The 20,353-nt window shown below is 63.7% G+C and carries 24 protein-coding genes; 11 read left to right on the plus strand and 13 right to left on the minus strand.

Annotated elements, in window-relative coordinates; genetic code table 11:
* Positions 1-32: 32 nt before the first annotated feature.
* A complete protein-coding gene (locus AADZ78_RS13900; RefSeq protein ID WP_085249403.1) occupies positions 33-470 on the plus strand; it encodes a DUF1810 domain-containing protein in 438 nt (145 codons plus the stop codon).
* Positions 471-549: 79 nt separating this feature from the next.
* On the opposite strand, the gene AADZ78_RS13905 is transcribed toward AADZ78_RS13900, so the two are convergent.
* Positions 550-1,086: an alkyl hydroperoxide reductase gene (locus AADZ78_RS13905; RefSeq protein WP_085249404.1), complete on the minus strand. Its 537-nt coding sequence runs from the start codon at positions 1,084-1,086 to the stop codon at positions 550-552.
* Positions 1,087-1,133: 47 nt separating this feature from the next.
* A complete protein-coding gene (gene ahpC, locus AADZ78_RS13910) occupies positions 1,134-1,721 on the minus strand; it encodes a peroxiredoxin AhpC (protein ID WP_085249405.1) in 588 nt (195 codons plus the stop codon).
* Positions 1,722-1,828: 107 nt separating this feature from the next.
* Between ahpC and AADZ78_RS13915 the strand changes: the two genes are divergently transcribed.
* The 4 genes from AADZ78_RS13915 (at position 1,829) to AADZ78_RS13930 (ending at position 4,802) form a co-directional block, all read left to right on the plus strand.
* On the plus strand, positions 1,829-2,764 hold the full coding sequence (locus tag AADZ78_RS13915; RefSeq protein WP_085249406.1) for a hydrogen peroxide-inducible genes activator: 936 nt from the start codon (positions 1,829-1,831) through the stop codon (positions 2,762-2,764).
* A 42-nt stretch (positions 2,765-2,806) separates the two neighbouring features.
* Complete coding sequence (locus AADZ78_RS13920) at positions 2,807-3,505, plus strand: hypothetical protein (protein WP_085249407.1); 699 nt, start codon at positions 2,807-2,809, stop codon at positions 3,503-3,505.
* 15 nt (positions 3,506-3,520) lie between these two features.
* Positions 3,521-3,964, plus strand: coding sequence for a TIGR03618 family F420-dependent PPOX class oxidoreductase (locus AADZ78_RS13925; RefSeq protein WP_085249408.1), 444 nt, complete (start codon positions 3,521-3,523; stop codon positions 3,962-3,964).
* An 82-nt stretch (positions 3,965-4,046) separates the two neighbouring features.
* Entirely contained in the window at positions 4,047-4,802 is a 756-nt protein-coding gene (locus tag AADZ78_RS13930) for an enoyl-CoA hydratase/isomerase family protein (RefSeq protein WP_085249409.1), read from the plus strand.
* On the opposite strand, the gene AADZ78_RS13935 is transcribed toward AADZ78_RS13930, so the two are convergent.
* Complete coding sequence (locus tag AADZ78_RS13935; protein WP_085249410.1) at positions 4,799-4,981, minus strand: (2Fe-2S)-binding protein; 183 nt, start codon at positions 4,979-4,981, stop codon at positions 4,799-4,801. The two genes, AADZ78_RS13930 and AADZ78_RS13935, sit on opposite strands and share 4 nt — an antisense overlap.
* Positions 4,982-5,294: 313 nt before the next feature.
* On the opposite strand from AADZ78_RS13935, the gene bfr reads away from it, so the two are divergent.
* On the plus strand, positions 5,295-5,774 hold the full coding sequence (bfr, locus tag AADZ78_RS13940) for a bacterioferritin (RefSeq protein ID WP_085249411.1): 480 nt from the start codon (positions 5,295-5,297) through the stop codon (positions 5,772-5,774).
* A 57-nt stretch (positions 5,775-5,831) separates the two neighbouring features.
* Here bfr and AADZ78_RS13945 read toward each other — a convergent pair whose 3' ends face one another.
* The gene (locus AADZ78_RS13945) at positions 5,832-5,966 is read right to left on the minus strand and encodes a hypothetical protein (protein WP_275579515.1); all 135 of its coding nucleotides are present in this window, start codon (positions 5,964-5,966) and stop codon (positions 5,832-5,834) included.
* Positions 5,967-6,067: 101 nt separating this feature from the next.
* Here AADZ78_RS13945 and AADZ78_RS13950 point away from each other — a divergent pair, with 101 nt between their 5' ends.
* The 3 genes from AADZ78_RS13950 to AADZ78_RS13960 are packed head-to-tail and all read left to right on the plus strand — an operon-like array spanning position 6,068 to position 9,110.
* The gene (locus AADZ78_RS13950; protein ID WP_085249412.1) at positions 6,068-6,568 is read left to right on the plus strand and encodes a carboxymuconolactone decarboxylase family protein; all 501 of its coding nucleotides are present in this window, start codon (positions 6,068-6,070) and stop codon (positions 6,566-6,568) included.
* A 46-nt stretch (positions 6,569-6,614) separates the two neighbouring features.
* The gene (locus AADZ78_RS13955) at positions 6,615-7,967 is read left to right on the plus strand and encodes a glutamine synthetase family protein (protein ID WP_085249413.1); all 1,353 of its coding nucleotides are present in this window, start codon (positions 6,615-6,617) and stop codon (positions 7,965-7,967) included.
* 15 nt (positions 7,968-7,982) lie between these two features.
* Positions 7,983-9,110 (plus strand): amidohydrolase family protein, encoded by a 1,128-nt coding sequence (locus AADZ78_RS13960; RefSeq protein ID WP_372510572.1) that lies wholly within the window; start codon positions 7,983-7,985, stop codon positions 9,108-9,110.
* On the opposite strand, the gene AADZ78_RS13965 is transcribed toward AADZ78_RS13960, so the two are convergent.
* Together AADZ78_RS13965 and AADZ78_RS13970 are read right to left on the minus strand one after the other, a co-directional pair.
* Positions 9,107-10,408: a phenylacetate--CoA ligase family protein gene (locus AADZ78_RS13965; RefSeq protein WP_239656832.1), complete on the minus strand. Its 1,302-nt coding sequence runs from the start codon at positions 10,406-10,408 to the stop codon at positions 9,107-9,109. The two genes, AADZ78_RS13960 and AADZ78_RS13965, sit on opposite strands and share 4 nt — an antisense overlap.
* Before the next feature lie 69 nt (positions 10,409-10,477).
* Positions 10,478-11,014, minus strand: coding sequence for a limonene-1,2-epoxide hydrolase family protein (locus AADZ78_RS13970; RefSeq protein WP_372510573.1), 537 nt, complete (start codon positions 11,012-11,014; stop codon positions 10,478-10,480).
* 48 nt (positions 11,015-11,062) lie between these two features.
* Here AADZ78_RS13970 and AADZ78_RS13975 point away from each other — a divergent pair, with 48 nt between their 5' ends.
* Positions 11,063-12,985, plus strand: a complete 1,923-nt coding sequence (locus AADZ78_RS13975) for a potassium transporter Kup (protein WP_239656731.1) — start codon at positions 11,063-11,065, stop codon at positions 12,983-12,985.
* 70 nt (positions 12,986-13,055) lie between these two features.
* On the opposite strand, the gene AADZ78_RS13980 is transcribed toward AADZ78_RS13975, so the two are convergent.
* The 6 genes from AADZ78_RS13980 to ag85B form a co-directional block, all read right to left on the minus strand.
* A complete protein-coding gene (locus tag AADZ78_RS13980) occupies positions 13,056-14,372 on the minus strand; it encodes a cytochrome P450 (RefSeq protein WP_085249444.1) in 1,317 nt (438 codons plus the stop codon).
* Positions 14,373-14,413: 41 nt separating this feature from the next.
* Positions 14,414-14,833 carry a lipoprotein LpqH gene (locus AADZ78_RS13985; RefSeq protein WP_239656276.1) on the minus strand — a complete coding sequence of 140 codons (420 nt, stop codon included), beginning with the start codon at positions 14,831-14,833 and terminating at the stop codon, positions 14,414-14,416.
* A 41-nt stretch (positions 14,834-14,874) separates the two neighbouring features.
* On the minus strand, positions 14,875-15,702 hold the full coding sequence (locus AADZ78_RS13990) for an SDR family oxidoreductase (protein ID WP_085249417.1): 828 nt from the start codon (positions 15,700-15,702) through the stop codon (positions 14,875-14,877).
* Positions 15,703-15,723: 21 nt separating this feature from the next.
* Positions 15,724-16,182, minus strand: a complete 459-nt coding sequence (locus AADZ78_RS13995) for an SRPBCC family protein (protein ID WP_139828552.1) — start codon at positions 16,180-16,182, stop codon at positions 15,724-15,726.
* A gap of 51 nt (positions 16,183-16,233) precedes the next feature.
* Positions 16,234-16,650, minus strand: a complete 417-nt coding sequence (locus AADZ78_RS14000; protein ID WP_085249445.1) for a transglycosylase family protein — start codon at positions 16,648-16,650, stop codon at positions 16,234-16,236.
* Positions 16,651-17,163: 513 nt separating this feature from the next.
* Entirely contained in the window at positions 17,164-18,141 is a 978-nt protein-coding gene (gene ag85B / locus AADZ78_RS14005) for a diacylglycerol acyltransferase/mycolyltransferase Ag85B (RefSeq protein ID WP_085249419.1), read from the minus strand.
* Positions 18,142-18,619: 478 nt separating this feature from the next.
* On the opposite strand from ag85B, the gene AADZ78_RS14010 reads away from it, so the two are divergent.
* Complete coding sequence (locus tag AADZ78_RS14010) at positions 18,620-19,762, plus strand: DUF7159 family protein (protein ID WP_085249420.1); 1,143 nt, start codon at positions 18,620-18,622, stop codon at positions 19,760-19,762.
* Between the two features lie 10 nt (positions 19,763-19,772).
* Here AADZ78_RS14010 and AADZ78_RS14015 read toward each other — a convergent pair whose 3' ends face one another.
* Positions 19,773-20,330 (minus strand): YceI family protein, encoded by a 558-nt coding sequence (locus AADZ78_RS14015; protein WP_085249446.1) that lies wholly within the window; start codon positions 20,328-20,330, stop codon positions 19,773-19,775.
* Between the last annotated feature and the right edge of the window lie 23 nt (positions 20,331-20,353).

Consider the following 20,353-nt stretch of genomic DNA (forward strand, 5'->3'; position numbering starts at 1 on the left):
AATTCATCTAACCAGTGTGCGACCGTAGTCTGATGAAATCGACAAGCGATCCATTCGATCTGCAGCGCTTTGTCGACGCGCAGTCTCCGATCTATCGCAATGTTGTCAACGAGCTGCGCGCCGGACGGAAACGCAGTCACTGGATGTGGTTCGTCTTCCCGCAACTGCGCGGGCTGGGCAGCAGCCCAATGGCCGTGCATTACGGCATCTCCTCACTGGAGGAAGCTCGCGCTTATCTTGCGCACGATGTGCTAGGGCCGCGCCTGCACGAGTGCGCTGGGCTGGTCAATCAGGTACAGGGCCACTCTATCCAGGAGATCTTCGGCCCGCCCGACGACCTCAAGCTGTGCTCGTCGATGACGCTGTTCGCTCGTGCTACTGACGACAACGCGGACTTCGTCGCGCTACTGGCCAAGTACTTTGGCGGCGGAGAGGACCAGCGAACTGTGGCACGGCTGAGCTTCAAATAGGCCGAGCGACGCGACGAGCCGCCAGGGCCAACGCTGAACCGGCCCCGGCGGCTCCGATATGTGTGCGGTCACGCCACGATCAGCCGACTGCCTCCAGTGTCTGGGCGGTGGCGATCGCTTGTGCCACACCGGAAACGATCGCTGCAACCTTCAACGCCTCCAGGACGGCCTCTCGGCCGACACCCGCCTCGCGCAGCGTGTGCTCGTGAGCAACCATGCAGTGCGAGCACCCATTGATCGACGACACCGCGAAGGACCAGAGCTCGAAATTCGCCTTGTCCACACCCGGATTGGCGATGATGTTCATCCGTAACCCAGGTCGCAGATCGTCGTACTGGCCGTCGAGGAAGCCGCGGCCACGGTAGAACACGTTGTTCATGCCCATGATCGACGCGGCTCCCAGCGCCGCATGGTATGCCTCGGCAGACAGCTTGGCGGCTGCTTCGGCGCCAATCTCGGCCAGCACCTGCGTGTTCCGTGTCGCCGCGGCACTGGCCAGTAAGGTGCCCCACAGCTGCTCGTCGCTCAGCACCGCGCTGCGGGTGATGGAGCCCAGGTTCAGCTTGAGGTCTTTGGCGTACTCGGGTATCGCGGCCTTGAGGTTCTCTACACTCATCTCACTCTCCGATCAGGCGTCACGTGTCAGGCGCCAGGCGTCAGGCATCAGGCGGAAGCCTTGAGCAGTTCGCCGGCGTCCAGGGTCGGGTCGCCCTTACGCCAGTTGCACGCGCACAGCTCGTCGGATTGCAGGGCGTCCAGGACTCGCAGCACCTCATCGACGTTGCGTCCCACGGATCCGGCTGTCGCCGAAACGAATTGGATCTCGTTATTGGGATCGACGATGAATGTCACTCGGTCAGCGACGCCGTCGGCGTTGAGCACTCCTGCGGCTTGCACGAGCTCGCGCTTGATGTCCGAGAGCATCGGGAAGGGCAACTTCTTGAGATCTTCGTGCTGTGCCCGCCATTGGAAGTGCACGAATTCGCTGTCGATCGAGACGCCAAGGACCTGCGTGTCGCGGTCCTCGAATTCATCGTTCAGCTTGCCGAACGCCGCGATCTCGGTCGGGCACACGAAGGTGAAGTCCTTCGGCCAGAAGAACACTACCCGCCACTTGCCCGGGTGGTCGTCGCTGGAGATGGTAGTGAAATAGTCGCCGGGCTGCTTAGCGTCGACCTTCGACAGATCGCCGCCGATCAGCGCAGTCAGGCGGTAGGCCGGGAATTGATCACCAATTGTCAGCAAAGACATTTCACTCCTCTTTTCATTTGTCAGCACACAGCTTTTGGTCGCTCGCCACCATGGTGCCTGGATTTTACTGTGAGGTAAAGGTGATATATCCCACTATACTAATAGGTATGACCGATAAGATTTATCAGCCGACCCTGGCCGGGCTCCGCGCGTTCGCCGCGGTGGGTGAAAAGCAGCATTTCGGCAGTGCGGCAGCGACTCTCGGCATCAGCCAGTCGACCTTGTCGCAGGCGTTGGCGGCACTGGAAGCCGGCCTCGACGCCCGCCTCGTCGAGAGATCGACGCGGCGGGTCTTCTTGACGCCCGAGGGCATTCAACTGCTGCCGTTCGCCCACGCCGTGATCGAGGCGGCCGACGCATTCACTGCCGCCGCCGCGGGGGTATCGGATCCGCTGCAGGGCACCATGCGGTTGGGATTGATCCCCACCGTGGCCCCTTACGTACTGCCGACTGTCTTGGCCGGACTGGCCCGTCGGCTGCCCGCCCTAAGTGTGCGGGTGATCGAAGACCAGACGGAACGCCTACTTGCGATTCTGCGGGACGGGGCATTGGACGCGGCCCTGATCGCATTGCCCGCCAACACCAGCGGCTTCACCGAAGTCCCTATCTACGAAGAGGATTTCGTGCTGGCGCTACCCCCGGGACATCCGCTGTCCGGAAAGCGTCGGGTGCCCGTAGCGGCGTTGGCGGACTTGCCGTTGCTCTTGCTGGACGAAGGCCATTGCTTACGCGATCAGGCTCTCGACGTGTGCCATACGGCCGGTGTACGGGCCGAACTTGCCGACACTCGGGCGGCTTCGCTGGCAACCGCCGTTCAATGCGTAATTGGCGGATTGGGGGTGACGCTGATACCGCAAAGCGCGGTGCCCGTCGAGGCCGCACGCAGCCGCGTTGGGCTCGCGCAATTTGCCGTGCCCAGCCCTGGGCGGCGGATCGGTCTGGTGTATCGCACGTCCAGCGGTCGCGATCAGCCCTACCGGCGGCTCGCCGGCATCATCGGCGAACTGATCAGCGCTCAAGAGCGGGTGCGGCTGGTCAAATAACAGCCGGCGCATCGGCAAGGTGCACACGTTAAGTTCGGCGCTATGGAGAAGGTAATCGCCGTGCTGATGCGGGCCGATCCGGATGACGAGTGGTGCGCCCGACAGCGTGGTCCGGTCGCCGACGCCCTGTTGGGGCTGGGTGTTCCCGGGCTATCGGTCAATGTTCGCGACGGTGCGGTGCGCCACTCCTTGATGACATTGACGACGCTGAACCCACCGGTGGCCGCAGTGGTGAGCCTGTGGACCCAGCAGTGCTACGGCGAGCAGACGGCGGAGGCGTTGCGCCTGCTCACCGCGGAATGTGAGCAGTTCGCCGCCTACTTGGTGACCGAATCGGTACCGCTGGCTGGCCCGATGCCCGAATCCGCGGCTCGCACACCGGGTTTGGCCAACATCGCGCTGTTGCGCCGGCCTGCGGGTCTGGACCAGTTGACCTGGCTGAACCGGTGGCAGCTCGAACACACGCCGGTGGCGATCGAGACCCAGTCGACGTTCGGCTACACCCAGAATTGGGTGGTGCGAGCCCTCACTCCAGACGCGCCGGGAATCGCGGGCATCGTCGAAGAGTTGTTCCCGGCGGAGGCGATTACCGATATCAAGGCCTTTTTCGGCGCCTCCGACGACAACGACCTGCAGCACCGGCTCGCCCGGATGGTCGCCAGCACAACTGCATTCGGTGCCAACGAGAACATCGACACCGTTCCTACCAGCCGTTACGTGTTCAAGACACCTTTTCGCTGAATGTGAGGACCGCATATGACAACACTGGATGAGGCTGTGGCGCTGGCCGCGGCAGAAAGTGGTCTGGCGGTGGTTTCCACGGTTCGTGCCGACGAAACCGTGCAGGCTTCACTGGTCAACGTCGGCCTGTTGCCGCATCCGGCGGGTGGCGCACCAGTGCTGGGCTTCACCACCTATGGAAAGGTCAAACTCGCCAACCTGCGGGCTCGGCCGCAACTGGCCGTCACATTCCGTAACGGCTGGCAGTGGGCGACCGTCGAAGGCCGCGCCGAGTTGGTGGGCCCTGATGATTCGCAAGCGTGGCTGGCCGACCCGGACCAGTTCCGGCTGCTGCTTCGCGAGGTCTTCACCGCCGCAGGCGGCACGCATGACGACTGGGACGAGTACGACCGGGTGATGGCCGCGGAGCGGCGGGCCGTGGTGTTGATCGCGCCCACCCGGGTCTACAGCAACGGCTAGCCCGGCGAGCAGACGCGAAAGCGCCGTGGAACGCCCGTTCCACGGCGCTTTCGCGTCTGCTCGCCAGGTAGGTTGGCTACCTGTGACGCTGCTCATCGACGACCAAAACCGCGTACGCACCTTGACATTGAACCGGCCCGAGGCGCTGAACGCCTTCAACGAAGCTCTGTACGACGCCACCGCCCAAGCGCTGTTGGACGCGGCCGACGATCCGCAGGTCGCCGTGGTCTTGCTGACTGGCACCGGTCGCGGCTTTAGCGCGGGGACCGATCTCGCCGAGATGCAGGCGCGAATCACCGACCCGGACTTCGCCGAAGGCAAGTACGGGTTTCGCGGGCTGATCGACGCGCTGAGCGGTTTCCCCAAGCCGCTGATCTGCGCTGTGAACGGCCTCGGAGTCGGGATTGGCACCACGATCTTGGGCTACGCAGACCTGGCGTTCATGTCCTCGACGGCGCGCCTGAAGTGCCCCTTCACCAGCTTGGGCGTGGCACCCGAAGCGGCGTCCTCGTACCTGCTGCCTCAACTGGTTGGTCGGCAAAACGCCGCCTGGCTACTGATGTCCTCGGAATGGATCGACGCCCAGGAGGCGCTGCGCATGGGGCTGGTGTGGCGGGTCTGCGATCCCGATGCACTGCTGCCCGAGGCCCGCCGACATGCCGAAATCCTTGCCGCCCGTCCCATTGCCAGCTTGATCGCCGTCAAGCACACGATTGTGGAACCCATGCGACCCGAGATTGCGGCCGCGACCGCACGGGAAAATGCGCACTTCGCCGAACTCATGGGCACCCAAGCCAACGCCGCGGCGCTGGCGGATTTCAGCGAACGCCGTCGCTAGGGCGCCGGAACCGGGTCCAGTCGAGCGGCGGCGATGATTGCCCGCAGCGTGCGACGGCAGCGTCCGCAGTCGCCGCCCGCCCCGCAAGCAGCGGCGATCTCTTTGGAGGTCGACGCACCCCGCGCCACGGCGTCACATACGGTCTGATTAGTGGCTCCGACGCATAGGCACACGTACATCAGCAAACCCCTGCCACAGGCTTACGCATCGCCGCCCGCATCATCGGGATGCCTGCCGGAGACCAACGTCGCATATTAGTGGAGTCTAACCTAAGTAGGTTAGTGGAGTCTAACCTAAGCTGCTCACATTGGCCTTGGGCTCTACGTCGGCGTGACGCGCGGACGGCGCAACAAACACGCGCCGACCCCTAGTCGCTGCACTAGATTTAGACCCGGCACCCCAAAGGTGCTGCAAAACCCCAGCATGGTGGCGCTCCAGCCCAGCCCACCTGTTGCGGTCAGACATGCCAGCCTTCACACCGTAGGAGTGCTCATGCAAGGTGATCCGGATGTTTTGCGCCTACTCAACGAGCAACTGACCAGCGAGCTCACCGCCATCAACCAGTATTTTCTGCATTCCAAAATGCAAGACAACTGGGGCTTTACCGAACTCGCGGAGCACACCCGCGCCGAGTCCTTCGACGAAATGCGGCACGCCGAGGCGATCACCGATCGCATCTTATTGCTGGACGGGCTGCCGAACTACCAGCGTCTGTTCTCGGTGCGCATCGGGCAGACGCTGCGCGAACAGTTCGAGGCCGACCTGGCCATCGAATACGAGGTGCTCGACCGACTTAGACCTGGAATCATCATGTGCCGCGAGAAACAAGACACCACCAGCGCCATACTCCTGGAGAAGATCGTGGCCGACGAGGAACAACACGTCGACTATCTGGAAACGCAACTGGAGCTGATGGACAAGCTGGGAGAGGAGCTGTACTCGGCGCAATGCGTCTCCCGGCCACCAAGCTGACGCGGTAGGCGCTCGGCCTGCGGATTGATTGCCACTGGTTTCTCTGGACGGCCAGGCTCACCGATAGCGGCGACGACCTCCGGGTCGCCTACGCAGCTGGGCTGGATCACGGCGAGATCGGCCCGAGCATCCGGCTTCGACGGTCGCCTCGACCGCCGCGCCGTCGAAGCCGCCCGGGGACGTGTCGCTCATCGCGTTCTGGTCCAACGTGATTGGGGCGACGACGCACCGACTGCGACTATTCCGGCAGAGGCTGTCAGCGGCGACGGGTCGCGCGGGCGTACCATCTCGCCATGAGCCGAATCGGAACATTCGCTGACGACGACGTGGCCGGGTGGGTCTTAAAATCCCCGGAACTGGGCGGCGCACTCGCCAACTTCAGCCACGCGGTGTACAGCAAGAACCGGCTGCCACTGCGCACGCGTGAGCTCGCCCGTGCGGTGATCGCCAACGACAATGAATGCGTCGTGTGCGCCAACACCCGCTTCGCAGATGCCGACGCCGGAGACTCGGACATTCCTGAAGAGCTGTATGAGCACGCGGCGGAGTGGCGTACTTGGCCTGGCTATAGCGAACAAGAGCGGCTAGCAGCCGAATTCGCGCACCGGTTTGCGACCGAGCACACCATGCTGCGCGACGACGAGGACTTCTGGCGCCGGTGCAGCGAGCACTTCTCCGACGAATTGCTTGCCGACCTGGCGTTGTCGTGCGCCCTGTGGGTGGGCATGGGACGGGTGCTGCGGACCCTGGATATCGGTCAGGCGTGCAAGCTGATCTTGCCCAGCCACGCATAGCCGCCACCACACTCGTCAACGAAACAATTTGGCCCGCACCGCTGCCATGACCGGCACACCGCTTGCCGCCGCGGCGATCGCCCAACTGGAGGCCGAGGGCGTCGACACCGTTATCGGTACCGTGGTGAACCCGGCCGGGCTCACCCAGGCCAAGACCGTGCCGATACGCCGTACCAACACATTCGCCGACCCCGGCTTGGGGGCCAGTCCTTCGTGGCATGCTTTCGCCATCGACCAGAGCGGCATCGCGTTCACCGAAGATGTCGGTGTAGTTGGCGATCAGCGCATCCGTATCGACCTGTCAGCGCTGCGGATTATCGGCGAGGGGTTGGCGTGGGCTCCCGGCGCGTTCTTCGAGCAAGACGGCACACCCGTTCCCATGTGTGGTCGCGGAACGCTCAACAGGATCGAGACCGCCCTCGCTGACGCCGGCATTGGCGCGCTGATCGGCCACGAAGTCGAGTTCCTCCTGGTCGGCGGCGACGGTGGCCGGCTGCCCTCGACGATGTGGGCGCAGTACGGCCTTGCCGGTGTGCTCGAGCACGAAGCGTTCGTGCGGGATGTCATCGCGGCGGCATCGACGGCCGGCGTCGCGATCGAGCAGTTCCATCCCGAGTATGGGGCCAACCAGTTCGAGATCTCGCTGGCACCGTTGGCACCGGTGGCCGCCGCCGACCAGTTGGTCCTTACCCGAATCATCATCGGTCGCGCCGCCCGCCGCCACGGACTACGCGTGAGCCTGTCGCCGGCACCGTTTGCCGGTGACGTCGGATCCGGTGCCCACCAACACATCTCATTGTCGACTCCAGAAGGACCGCTGTTTTCCGGCGGTATCGGGGCACACGGCATGACGCCAGCCGGGGAAGCCGCCGTGGCAGGAGTGCTACGCGGACTGCCCGGGGCACAGGGCATCCTGTGCGGATCGATCGTGTCCGGATTGCGGATGCGGCCCGGAAACTGGGCTGGAGCCTACGCGTGTTGGGGTACCGAGAACCGGGAAGCAGCAGTGCGATTCGTTGAGTCCAGCCCGGGCAGCCTGCGCGGTGGCAATGTCGAAGTGAAAGTGATCGATCCATCAGCCAACCCGTACTTGGCGTCGGCGACCATCCTCGGGCTGGCGCTCGACGGTATCAAGCACAAAGCAGCGCTACCGCCGGAAACGACAATCGATCCGGCAAAGCTTTCGGACGCCGAGCGTGCCCGTGGAGGCATCGTACGGTTATCCGAATCTCAGGCCGACGCGATTGCCGCGCTGGATAATTCGGATTTGCTTCGCGGAATTCTCGGTGATCCCGCGGTCGACATTGTGGTTGCAGTCCGTCGTATGGAACATGACCGCTACGGCGGCGTCGGACCCGAGCACCTAGCTGACCAGTTCCGCATGGCCTGGAGCCTGTGACGGGGCGCGTTGGAAGTGTCTTACTCCTCGGCGCTGGCCCGACACATCGACGAAGTGGCGTTGATCGATCAGCATGTCCACGGATGCTGGTTGACCGCGGGGGAGCGGCGGCGGTTTGAGAACGCGCTCAACGAGGCCAACACCGCACCGCTGGCGGACTTCGACTCCGGATTCGACTCACAGTTGGGCTTTTCGGTCCGCAACCACTGCGCTCCGATTCTGGGACTGCCCAGACACGTTGACCCGCAAGTGTATTGGGATCGTCGCAGGGAATTTGACGAGGCCGCGTTGGCCCGACTGTTTCTGAGGGCCGCCGGAGTATCCGATTGGCTGGTCGACACCGGAATCGGCAATGCGACAGCAGATGTCGCAACATTGAGCGAATTGTCCGGCGGCCGCGCTTTCGAAGTGGTTCGTCTCGAGCAAGTGGCCGAGCAAGCCGCACAGGAACCTGGCGACTATGCGTCGGCATTTGAGGAGATCCTGCACCGACGCATGGCCACAGCGGTCGGCACCAAATCCATCCTGGCGTACCGGGGCGGCTTCGACGGCGATGTGACCGAGCCGCCAGCGTCACAGGTCGCCGAGGCTGCCGCGCGCTGGCGTGACCAAGGGTCGACGCGATTGCACGATCGGATATTGCTGCGCTTCGGGCTGCACCAGGCGCTACGTCTTGGCAAGCCGGTGCAACTCCACGTCGGCTTTGGCGACCGGGACTGCGATCTGCACAAGACGAATCCGCTGTATCTGCTTGACTTTCTTCGCCATTCGGGGGACACCCCGATCGTGTTGCTGCACTGCTATCCCTACGAGCGCGAAGCCGGCTATCTCGCCCAGGCGTTCAACAACGTCTATCTCGACTGCGGATTGAGTGTGAACTATCTGGGGGCTCGGGGACCCGCCTTCATCGCCCGTCAGCTGGAGATGGCGCCCTTCCGCAAGATCATGTACTCATCGGACGGTTTCGGGCCCGCAGAACTGCACTTTCTTGGTGCAGCCTTGTGGCGCAACGGTATTCACCGCGTCCTACGCGGCTTCGTGGACAGCGGCGACTGGAGCGAGGCGGACGCCATCCGCGTCGTCGACCTGATCGCCCACCACAATGCCGCGCGCATCTACCACCTTGGTGAGAGGACCAATTAGCGGGGAACGAATCGCCGCAGCTTCCCGCTGGCCTGGTGGCGTTGCAGGCTTTCGGCGACCCGGATCTGGATTGTCGGCTCCGGCAATCCATAGCGGCGCAGCGCGGAAACCAGCGACGCGGTCAGCGCATTGAGATCGGGACAACCGATGACCAGGATGTCGGCGCCGGTCGCGGTCTGGGTGACCTGGTATTCCGATACGTGGCGATCGGTACCCAGTACGTCGCGAAACGCCGTCGCGGGCACCGTCGTTTCCCCGTAGCGGAAGTCATCGTCGCGACGTCCACCGATGTCGGCGACGCGCGCGAAGGCGCTGCCGCATGCGCAGCCGCCCGCCAGCGGGGTGACTTGATCGCCAAGGTCGTAGCGGATGAACGGGAACGTCCGGTTAGCCAGTCCGGTGGCCAGCGTGCGGGCCGCCGGCTGGTCGGGGCCGGCCGGGGCGCCGCTGTCGTCGACACGCTCGAGGATCACTTCGTCCTCGCACACGTGCAGTCCCGCTCCGCGTCCGCAACCGACCGCCTGTACACCGATTTCGGTTGAGCCCCAAAGGTTATGGACGACGGCATCCCAAGCCTGGGCAATTGCCAGTCGGTCCTCCTCGAGTAACGGCTCCGAGTTGGTGCTGACCCGCACCGGGTCGATTCGGAGTTCGCCGGCCAGCGCCGCCCGGGCCAGCCGGCCGATCACCGACGGATAACCCACCAGATGGCTGGGTCGGGCTGCCACCACCGCGGCGAGCACCCCATCAAACGGTGCGCCCGCGGCAACCACCACCGTCTCCATGTTCGGAGCGGTAGGCACGTCGAACAGCGGCGTGCTGGCATGCGGCGGGGCCCCCGCGGACAGCACGGCAAGCCGCGCGGGCTTCAACACCCTCGGATTGCGCAGTTCGTCACGCGCCTGCATTCGCCAGGCAAGGCAAGCCGCCGAAACAAAGAACTGCCAGTCCCATACGTAGACACCGCGTACCCCGCTGGAGCCCCCCGAGCTGAACACCTGCAGATCGCCCGCGGCATACGAAAACCATTGCTGTTCAGCAAGAATGCCTTCGGCGCGGTCGCGATCAAGGTCAGCTGTGACGATGTCGTCCCAGTGCTCCTGGGCGTCCTGTTTGGTCATCATCGGAAGGGACGCCAGATCGGCGACGGAGGCGCGGGTCGCGTCGAGCCCGCGCAGTCGCCGAGCGTGAAAGGGCGAGCGGTGTATTGCGTAGCCGAGCAGTGCCCGCAGGCGGTGGTTCTGGTACTCCGCAATCTGCCGACGCGACCATTCCAGCCGGGCCATGTGGTCGGACATGTGGGCCTGTACCGCATTGAGGTGCGCCCGGCGCAAACCCTCGTAGGCCGCCCGTGTCGTCACGATTACCTAGATCAGGCCCGTCGCGTCAAAAATCCAGCTGGTATCAACATTCTCCAGGCCCTCGAAGTGGTTGGGAGGCGCGAAACTGGTCAGGCTGGCCATGTCCCAATAGTCTTTCCACAGCGTAACTTTGCCGTCGATGACCTTGTGCACCGTTACGAACCTCAGGACACCTTGCTCGCCCGTCCTGAAGGTCCAGGTCTCCGAGTGCTCGTACATTACGTCGGGACCATCGGATACCAGCAGACCGTCGTGGTTTTCATAGCCAGCCAACGGCTCCAGCCCGATCTTGAGCCGTTTCAGGATATTGTCCGGGCCGCGTGCCGCCAGGGCGGGAACGGGCATGTCGACGTAGAGGCAGTCGTCGGACAGGAACGTCTTGACCGTGTCCCAGTCTCGTCGCGAAAGTGCCTGCCATAGGCCCAGTACCGCATCCCGAACCGCTACCCTCGAATCTTCCGCCACAGTCGTTATGACACCCGCTTGCGCCACCGGTGTCAACCAGCCCGCCGGCCGGCCGAGCAGTACCATCAGGTCCGCCACTTCGCTACCGTCCACACCGCATCCGGTCACGAAACGAGGACCCTCGCCGTGCACACATATTCCGGAAAGTTTCGCCTGGCGGTCATCGTAGGGGCACTCGGTGTGGTGTTCGGCGACATCGGTACCAGCCCGATCTACACCATCCAGACCGTCTTCAATCCCAGCGACCCGCATCCGATCCCGATCAGCCCGGACAACGTGTACGGGGTCGTGTCTTTGATCGTCTGGTCGGTAATGATCATCGTGACGTTGACGTACGTGACCCTGGTGATGCGTGCTGACAACGGCGGCGAGGGCGGCATTATGGCGCTCATTACGCTGTTGAAGCGCGGCGATGGGCCCCGGAGTGAGCCCCAAACTGGGCGATGCCGAACTGTTATGGCGCTGACCGCCATGGGTCTCTTCGGCGCCGCGCTGTTCTTCGGCGACAGCATGATCACTCCAGCGATCTCGGTGCTCTCGGCCGTCGAAGGCATCAAGGTCATCGAGGCACGGTTGGATACCTGGGTCGTCCCGGTCACCGCGGTGATCATCGGTGCGCTGTTTTCCGTGCAACGCCACGGCACGGCCGCCGTTGGGCGTCTGTTCGGGCCGGTGATGATCGTGTGGTTTACCGCGATAGGCGCCTTCGGGGTGACCGCGATCATGGATCATCCAGAGATTCTCAAGGCGCTCTCACCGATGTATGCGGTGAAGTTCATGGTGGGGCACTTCCACTTTGCGTTCTTTTCGCTCGCCGCGGTCGTGCTCTCGGTGACCGGCGCCGAGGCGCTGTATGCCGACATGGGTCACTTCGGTCGTCGCGCGATCACGTGGGGCTGGCTGCTGCTCGTGCTGCCCGGGTGTGCCCTCAGCTACCTCGGCCAGGGCGCACTGCTGCTCGGCGACGCGAACGTGGTCGGCGCGCCGTTCTTTCTCCTCACGCCAGATTGGGCACGATTGCCTATGGTGCTGCTGGCCACCGCCGCAACAGTGATCGCGTCGCAAGCGGTGATCACTGGCGCATACTCGGTGGCGTCACAAGCCGCTCAGCTCGGCTATCTGCCGAGATTGCGGATTGCCCACACCTCGGAGTCGACAATCGGCCAGATCTACGTGCCGTGGATCAATGCGCTGTTGCTGGTGTCGGTGCTCACCCTGGTGTTCGCGTTCCGCAGCTCAGCGGCATTGGCGTTCGCATTCGGCATGGCGGTCACCGGGACGATCACCATCACCACGCTGCTGTTCCTCTACATCGCCCGAACCAGATGGGCAACACCACTGTGGCTGGTCGTGTTCGGCGGCGGCGCGCTGTTGGTGGTCGATCTGATGTTCCTAGCGGCCAACCTGACCAAACTGATTCACGGAGCATGGCTGCCATTGCTGATTGCGGTGACCGCGTTCACCGTGATGACCACCTGGCAACGCGGACGTGAAATCGTCACCAGCACACGTGAGAAAGCCGAAGGACCGCTGCGCGAGTTCGTCGACAGCCTCCCGAATTGCCAGCCGCCCCTCATGCGCGTGCCTGGCACGGCAATATTTCTCAACCGCGGAAAAGAGACGGCACCGCTCGCGATGCGGGCCAACGTCGAGCACAATGGCGTGCTACACGAACAGGTGGTGATCATGGCGATCGAAACGCTGCCGGTGCCGCGGGTGCCGGAGTCCGAGCGCACCGAAGTCGATGCTCTTGGCTACGCCAAAGATGGGATCATCCACGTGACCGCCCACTTCGGGTACATGGAAACGCCGAATGTCCCTGACGCACTGCGCCTGCTTGATCCGACGCAGACGGAAGGCCCGATCGCCATCGACGACGCTTCTTACTTCCTATCGAAGCTCGAACTGATCAAGGGCACCGCACCCTCCCTGGCGCCGTGGCGCAAGCGCCTGTTCATCGCGACCTCCTACAGCACAGCCGACGCCGCCGAGTACTTCGGGCTGCCGCTAGACCGCACGGTGGTCATGGGTTCGCGCATCGAGGTGTAGCCCTCTAGCGCGAGCAGACGCAAAAGCCCCCAAGTTCGCGCGAACTTGGGGGCTTTTGCGTCTGTTCGCGTCACTGGGCAACCATCGACCGCGCCGGACCCAGGATCACCGGAAGGGTCGACCAACCGCGCAGCACCCGGGTATCACGCCTGCTTCCGGCGCCGGCCGGCCGCACCTCAGGGAAGCGGTCGAAGAAGGTTCGCAGGCCGACCTCGCCCTCGGCGCGGGCGAGCGCGGCCCCGAGGCAGAAGTGGCGGCCGGTGGAGAACGCGAGATGCTTTCCCGCGTTGGGGCGTTCAATGTCGAAGCGGTGCGGATCTGGGAACACGGCCGGATCACGGTTGGCCGCGGCCAGGTAGATCACCACCAACTCGCCGCGTTCGACCACCGTGCCGGCCACATCGACATCCTTGCGTGCCACGCGCGCACTGATCTGGACCGGCGAATCCAGCCGCAGGATTTCTTCCACCGCATTCGGCCAAAGGTCCGGGCGCTGTCGCAGTTTGTCGAGTTGCTCGGGCGCATCAAGCAACATACGAATTCCGTTGCTCAACAGGTTCACTGTGGTCTCGAAACCGGCTACCAACACCAGCCCGGCAATCGCCCGCAGCTCGGTGTCATCGAGATATGTTTCGGCACTACCGCTTTCAGCCATTCGAATCAATTGGCTCATCAGGTCGTCACCGGGAGCGCGTCGCAACTGCCCCAGATGCGCTGTGAGCCATGCGTTAAATCCCGTTATTCCCCGCTGCATGCGCTGATACTGCCGATAGGGCACCCCGATATCCAGACTCGGGGCACCCAGTTCACCGAATTCCAGAACGCGCCGCCGATCGTAGTTCGGTACTCCCAAGATGTCGCTGATGACCGCGATCGGAAGTTGCGAACAGTACCGCCCGACAACGTCGACAACACCGGGCTGATCCGCGAGCCGACCCAAAAGGCTGATCGCGGTCTGCTCCACGCGATCACGCAGTGCGGCAACCGCCCGCGAGGTGAACACCGCCGACACGGTCTTGCGGTAGCGCGTGTGATCGGGCGGCTCAACCGCCAGCAATGACGGCGGCCGCAATGGATGGAGCTGCTTGTCCCGGCTGCGGCGCTCCAGCCAGCGAAGCGGTGTCACCAGATTCTCACCGAAGGAGATGACGCGGAAATCGTCCGATCGCAACAGTTCGTGGCTGAGCCGATAATCGGCGGTCAGATAGTTGGCGCGTGTCCGCACCAGGCGGCCGTGGCTACGCACTTCGTCGTAAAAAGGCACCGGGTTCCCGGCGACCGCAGGGTCGGCGATCAGCCGCGCCTGCAAGTCGCCCCGCCGCATCGCGATTACGGCTAAACCACGGATGACTCCGTGCATCGCGAACCAATGCAGTCTGTCCTTCACCGCTCCTCCATCGTTCGGCTGGGGCACAGTACGCGGGGGCGTCAGCACTCAGCGATGATCTGGAAGTCTGTTGTCACGACTTTATTGGGATTGCGGTTGCTGATTCCATACGCGCTTCCGGTGATTGTGTAGGTGTGGTTGGCGAGGTTGACATGGGCGTCGCCCACCCCGCCTTGCCAGAAGCTGCCGTTGAACCCGTCGACGTTGTGGATCTTCACCCACTGAGGGATCACCCGATCGCCGCTGAGCAAGACGACCGCTTGCACTTGGCCGTCGTGGTCGCGGATGTCGATCGTCCGATACGACTGTTCCTGACTGCATGCCGGTGGACGTGTCGCGTGGCTACTGCCGTCGATGGTCAGGCGGGCGGCGCTTCGAGGCACGGTCTGGGCATGCGAACACCCAGATACGCCGACGACGACCAGTGCGGCTCCCGCCATCGTGACCAAGCGCTTGTCCACGAGCCACCTCCATTTCGGGCCTTCGCATCGTGGAGGAAACATTACTGCCGTTTTGGGTCCAGCCGCGGTAGGGCTTTGACGATGCGACTCCGGACAAACTCCGGGCTGATGCCCTTGAGCCGGTCGATCCAGCGGATGCTTTGCGGTACATACCAATGCAATCGCGTCGGGTGGTGGTACGCCTGCCACGCCACCTCGGCCACGCTGGCCGCGGGCATCAGGCGGAACATGCCCCTCTTGGGCGCGGTCGCGCGGAGCTCCTCGGCAGAAATCGGCTCCGCGTCCTCGGAATGCTGGGGCGTCGCAGTGAGAATCGGGGTGTCGATCAGGCCCGGTAGCACGTCGGCAACCCGCACGCCGTGCCGCTGCCATTCCGCGCTCAATGCCTCGGTCAACCCCTTGACCGCGTGCTTGGTCGCCGAGTAGACGGCGAGGCGTGGCATGCCGTAGGTGCCCGACGACGATGATGTCGAGAACATCAGACTTCCGGGCGCTTTCTTGAGGTAGGGGAGCGCGCCATAGGCCCCAGTCAGCACCGCCTTGAAGTTCACGTCGACGACGCGCATCGCAGCTTCGTAAGGCACGTCCTCGAACCAGCCGCCCTCGCCGATGCCGGCGTTGTTCCACATCATGTCGAGCCCGCCACCGACATGGCCGGCACAAAAATCAGCCAAGGCGCCATCGAGCGCGGCCTTGTCCGTCACGTCAACGACACGGGTCCACAACCCCGGACCGAGCTGCGCGCTCAGCGAGTCGAGACCGTCCTCGTTGCGGTCTATCGCGCCAACGCGCCAGCCCCTGGCGTGGAACAGCTTTGCGCCTTCACGGCCCATTCCGCTGCCCGCACCGGTGATGAATATCGCCTTCATCGATCCGCTCGACGCCGGCCCTTAGCCAGCTTCGACCACATCCTTGATGCGCTGCAGCGTCTTGTTCATGTCGCGGATGTTGTTGCGCTGTCTTAACCACCCCCCGAACACCCAGTAGTACACGCTCGTCAGCACGGACGGAGCCAGCCGAAATGACTCGGTCACATCGGTGCCGTCACCGGCCGGCGTCAACCGGTAGTGCCAGTTGTTCACGGGCCGGTCGCCGAGCATCGCAGCAAATCCGAACTCGCGGCCCGGCTCGCACGCGGTGACCTCGCAGGTCGTCCAGTAGACCGGCCCGATCCCGTTGCGCCGGACGTGCCCGCGGAACCGGGCGCCGAGCTCGGGGCCGGTCGAGTCACCAAGCCACTCGGCCTCGAAGGTTTCCGGTGAGAACCGTCCGGTATTTCTAATATCTGCGATTAATTCCCAGATCTTGTCCGCTGGTGCCGCCATATGAACTGTCGCTGAACCCTCCATAGGAGAATCCAAACACGTTCACTGTAACGAAACCAGACCAACCGCCGATATTCATTGTTTGGGCGTGAATATCCCGAGGATCCCAAGGACAGTCTGCTCCAGTTGACGTACCGGCTTGGGCAACACCACCGGCACGGGTGGCAGGCCGCCTGCGGCGGCACATTTCGGCCATGCGCCGGGTCCCTGGCCGGCCAGGACTCGGTTGGCTACGGCGATTTGTTGCTGCTTAGAGGCGTTTGCAGGGTTTCCGACGCCGCCGTATTCCTCCCACGTGGCTTGCTTGAACTGCAGACCTCCGTAGGCGCCATTGCCCGTATTAGCGCGCCAGTCGCCGCCGGACTCGCACTCGGCGACGGCTTCCCAGTTCATGACATCGGCGTCTGCGACGCCGGTGGATAGCGACATCCCCGTCGCGATGAAACCCGCGGCCATGGCGGACTTGATGAGGGGCTTTGCGATGTTCGTCATGTCCGGCATTTCGCCGGGCGTAGTCAAAGCGTTACCGATTAGAAAAAAATGTGAGATCGGTTATCAATCGCGTTGAGATTGGCGCAAACGGCATTCAGCCAAGCGGATCGGGCCGACGGCTGAGCCTGGCAGTACCAGCGAGTCGCGACTTCCAGGACCCGTTGATACAGGTTGTCGAAGCGGCGCGCCCGCACCGTTTCGCTGCTCGCTCTCTGGAGTTGGCGAGCCCATCCCGGCGAGCGCAGCAAACTCCAATTAAGCGCAATCTGAGAGAAAAACTTATCGTTCAGGGCCGCGCTGACGATCTCAACACGTGGTGATGCGTGTGTACGGCGAGTATCGCAACATGACCGATCACCGCAACGACACCAGCACGTGGACCGACATCACCCGGGGAGTTCACTGGGCCCGTAAGACCCGTTAAAGCCCGCTAACGCGCTCCTGCGCTTGAGGGTCCGTTTGAATCGGCCTGTCAAGCGCAGGAGCGGCGGTGCGGAACGGGTTACGCCCTTGTCAGCGGGCACCCAACGAGCTCTGCAGATCACCCTTCATGGCGTTGAGCTGAGCGCCCCAATACTCCCAGCTGTGCGTCCCGTTGGAGTCGAAGTTGAACACAGCGTTGTGGCCACCGGCGGCGTTGTAGGCATCCTGGAACTTCAGGTTGCTGCTGCGCACGAAGTTCTCCAGGAATTCGGCCGGCACGTTGGCACCGCCCAACTCGGACGGGGTGCCGTTACCGCAGTACACCCAGAGCCGGGTGTTGTTGGAGACCAACCTCGGGATCTGGACCGTCGGGTCATTACGCGCCCATGCCGGGTCGCTCGACGGGCCCCACATGTCCGAGGCCTTGTAGCCGCCGGCGTCACCCATCGCCAGGCCGATCAGCGAGGGACCCATCCCCTGGGAGGGGTCCATCAGCGCCGACAGCGAGCCGGCGTAGATGAACTGCGCGGGGTGATAGGCAGCCAGGATCAGTGCCGACGAGCCGGCCATCGAGAGGCCGACCGCGGCGCTGCCCGTGGGCTTGACGCTCTTGTTGGCGGACAGCCATTGGGGCAGCTCGCTGGTCAGGAAGGTTTCCCACTTGTAGGTCTGGCAGCCGGCCTTGCCGCAGGCGGGGCTGTACCAGTCACTGTAGAAGCTGGACTGGCCGCCGACGGGCATGATGATCGACAGGCCCGACTGGTAGTACCACTCGAACGCCGGGGTGTTGATGTCCCAGCCGTTGTAGTCGTCCTGGGCACGCAGGCCGTCGAGCAGGTAGACCGCAGGCGAGTTGTCCCCGCCGCTCTGGAATTGGACCTTGATGCTGCGGCCCATCGCCGCGGAAGGCACCTGCAGGTACTCAACCGGCAGACCCGGACGGGAGAACGCTCCCGCGGTTGCGGCTCCGCCGGCAAGTCCGACCAGACCCGGCAGTGTGGCAGCGGCAGCTGCGCCGACCAGAAGTCGGCGGCCCCAGGCCCGTATCTTCCCGCTCACCTCAGTCATACGTGTGCCCCTTAGTTCCTTATGTGTGGTGCCCCCGGCAGAACTTACCGCGCGAGTAGGCCAAATGTCGATCTGGACGCGAACTCGTTTCGTTTCGGTATCGGTTACCGACGTGGATATAGCAACTGTGCTATGGGGGCCGCGGCGGTTGTGCCGCATTCGTTATAGCGCCCGCCCGGCGCGGCTAAACGGCACACACGCCGGGCGTTATGCACGCGTTATGCACTTGGAACCTGCTGCGGCAGCATTGGCATCCGGGTCAATTTCGCTGCAGCCACCTGCTGGTTTCCGTTTGGTAACGACACCGGGGAGGCCGAACTCGCGTCGACCGCGTAGGCTCGCTCGAAGTAAGCCGATGGAGACCACGCTATATCTCGGTCCGTTCCGGCGCTCACGTCCCACCGCACCTGGGCTTTGAGGTGCGCCGTGGGATTGGTAGCGGGCGTCGAGGGTCCGGGACAGATTGAGGTGCGAGATTTTGGATACGGTACTTGGGCTGTCAGTAACGCCGACCACAGTCGGGTGGGTACTTGCAGAAGGACACGGCGCCGACGGCACCATCCTGGATCATCACGAACTGGAACTGCACGGGGGTCATGGGGTACGCGCCGTCCACACCGCGCGGCAGGCGGCGGCGGAGGTATGGCGCGCTAGGGAAGTGGCCACCGCGGGTGATCATCGGCTGCGTGTCATTGGCGTCACCTGGAACGACGAAGCGTCGGCGCAGGCGGCACTGCTGTTGGAGGCTCTGACCGACGCGGGTTTCGACAACGTCGTTCCGGTTCGGATGCTCGATGCCGTGGAAACTCTGGCCCGGGCCATCGCACCCGTCATCGGCTACAAGCAAACCGCGGTGTGCATTCTCGAGCACGAGTGGGCCACAGTGGTCATGGTCGACACTCACGACGGAGAGACCCAAACGGCGATCAAGCATGTGCGTGGCGGCTTTAACGGGCTGACTTCCTGGCTGACGGGAATGTTTGACCACAGTGCATGGCGTCCCTCTGGCGTGGTTGTGGTCGGTTCCGACCGGGACGTCAGCGACTTTTCGTGGCAACTCGAAAAGGCTTTGCCGGTGCCGGTTTTCGCACAAACGATGGCGCAGGTGACCGTCGCGCGTGGTGCGGCCCTGGCGGCGGCACAAAGCACCGAGTTCACCGATGCGCAGCTGGTGGCCCATATCAGTGAGCCCGCCGCTGTGGCCGCGCGGTCTCGGCGGCTGTCCTACACCGGTGCTGCGACCACGTTGGCCGCGGCCGCGGTGACCTTCGTCGCCTCCCTTTCCCTGGCCGTGGGCCTTCAACTGGCTCCGGACCAAGATCCCGGAACGCCAAAACACGTGGTGCACAAACCGGCGCCGCGCGTCGCAGAAGCCGCGGCTACCGCCGTTGCACCGCCGACGTCGGCTCGGCCATCGATTCCCGCGGCAGCCCCCAAAGCCCCGGCGCAGCAAGAGCCCGTCCGGCTGACCGCCGGTGAACAGCTCACGGAATCCACTCCGGAGGAGACGCCAAGCCCCATGGCGCCGCAGACAGATCCGACCAATGGGCTCATATTGACCAGGGTGCTCGAGCACATCCCTGGCACCTATGGCGAGACAGCCGGGCGGCCACCGGAGTAGTCATCAACAGTCAGGTTTGAATTCGGGTTGAGCCGCTACCGTCCTTGGCGCGAATTACGTTAAAGGACACGGTCACTTCGTCGGCGACTTGCAGTGAGCTCATCAACAGTGAGTACGGCTTGACGTCGTAATCGGACTGCCGGACGACAGACTCCGCAGTCATGCGCCACGAGTCACCGAGATCGTCTGTGCGCAAGTTGATTACATGATCGCGCGACCGTTTCCGGATGTGCAATGTACCGCTCAGGCGGTATCCGTCGGCGGTTTTGTCAATGGCTTGCGCGGTGAAGCGGATAGCGGGATAACGTTCCGCGTCAAGCGATCTCAGCGCATTCGACCGAACCAACACCTTCTCGGGCCCGGACAAGCCTTTGACGCCGCCTTCGCCGCGCAGCACCTCCAACGAATTCGCCTCGACCGCAAGCTCTCCGGTGGTGGGTTCACCCTCCACCCACCTCACCGTGGCCCGCCACCGGCTGATTGCGATGGTGAGCCGATGACCCATTCGCGCCGCCCTGCCGGTAACGCCGGTCCGAACAAGCAATTCGCCGTCGGATTCGTCCATCATCCACGTGTCGGTCACAGACCGAC

It is taken from the genome of Mycobacterium riyadhense, from assembly GCF_963853645.1.
GTDB lineage: Bacteria > Actinomycetota > Actinomycetes > Mycobacteriales > Mycobacteriaceae > Mycobacterium > Mycobacterium riyadhense.

Excerpts from the sequence above, each read along its gene's own strand:
- AADZ78_RS13900 (WP_085249403.1), top strand. The coding sequence starts at position 33 with ATGAAATCGACAAGCGATCCATTCGATCTGCAGCGCTTTGTCGACGCG.
- AADZ78_RS13905 (WP_085249404.1), bottom strand. The coding sequence starts at position 1,086 with ATGAGTGTAGAGAACCTCAAGGCCGCGATACCCGAGTACGCCAAAGAC.
- ahpC (WP_085249405.1), bottom strand. The coding sequence starts at position 1,721 with ATGTCTTTGCTGACAATTGGTGATCAATTCCCGGCCTACCGCCTGACT.
- AADZ78_RS13915 (WP_085249406.1), top strand. The coding sequence starts at position 1,829 with ATGACCGATAAGATTTATCAGCCGACCCTGGCCGGGCTCCGCGCGTTC.
- AADZ78_RS13920 (WP_085249407.1), top strand. The coding sequence starts at position 2,807 with ATGGAGAAGGTAATCGCCGTGCTGATGCGGGCCGATCCGGATGACGAG.
- AADZ78_RS13925 (WP_085249408.1), top strand. The coding sequence starts at position 3,521 with ATGACAACACTGGATGAGGCTGTGGCGCTGGCCGCGGCAGAAAGTGGT.
- AADZ78_RS13935 (WP_085249410.1), bottom strand. The coding sequence starts at position 4,981 with ATGTACGTGTGCCTATGCGTCGGAGCCACTAATCAGACCGTATGTGAC.
- bfr (WP_085249411.1), top strand. The coding sequence starts at position 5,295 with ATGCAAGGTGATCCGGATGTTTTGCGCCTACTCAACGAGCAACTGACC.
- AADZ78_RS13945 (WP_275579515.1), bottom strand. The coding sequence starts at position 5,966 with ATGAGCGACACGTCCCCGGGCGGCTTCGACGGCGCGGCGGTCGAGGCG.
- AADZ78_RS13950 (WP_085249412.1), top strand. The coding sequence starts at position 6,068 with ATGAGCCGAATCGGAACATTCGCTGACGACGACGTGGCCGGGTGGGTC.
- AADZ78_RS13955 (WP_085249413.1), top strand. The coding sequence starts at position 6,615 with ATGACCGGCACACCGCTTGCCGCCGCGGCGATCGCCCAACTGGAGGCC.
- AADZ78_RS13965 (WP_239656832.1), bottom strand. The coding sequence starts at position 10,408 with ATGTCCGACCACATGGCCCGGCTGGAATGGTCGCGTCGGCAGATTGCG.
- AADZ78_RS13990 (WP_085249417.1), bottom strand. The coding sequence starts at position 15,702 with ATGAAGGCGATATTCATCACCGGTGCGGGCAGCGGAATGGGCCGTGAA.
- AADZ78_RS13995 (WP_139828552.1), bottom strand. The coding sequence starts at position 16,182 with ATGGAGGGTTCAGCGACAGTTCATATGGCGGCACCAGCGGACAAGATC.
- AADZ78_RS14000 (WP_085249445.1), bottom strand. The coding sequence starts at position 16,650 with ATGACGAACATCGCAAAGCCCCTCATCAAGTCCGCCATGGCCGCGGGT.
- ag85B (WP_085249419.1), bottom strand. The coding sequence starts at position 18,141 with ATGACTGAGGTGAGCGGGAAGATACGGGCCTGGGGCCGCCGACTTCTG.
- AADZ78_RS14015 (WP_085249446.1), bottom strand. The coding sequence starts at position 20,330 with ATGATGGACGAATCCGACGGCGAATTGCTTGTTCGGACCGGCGTTACC.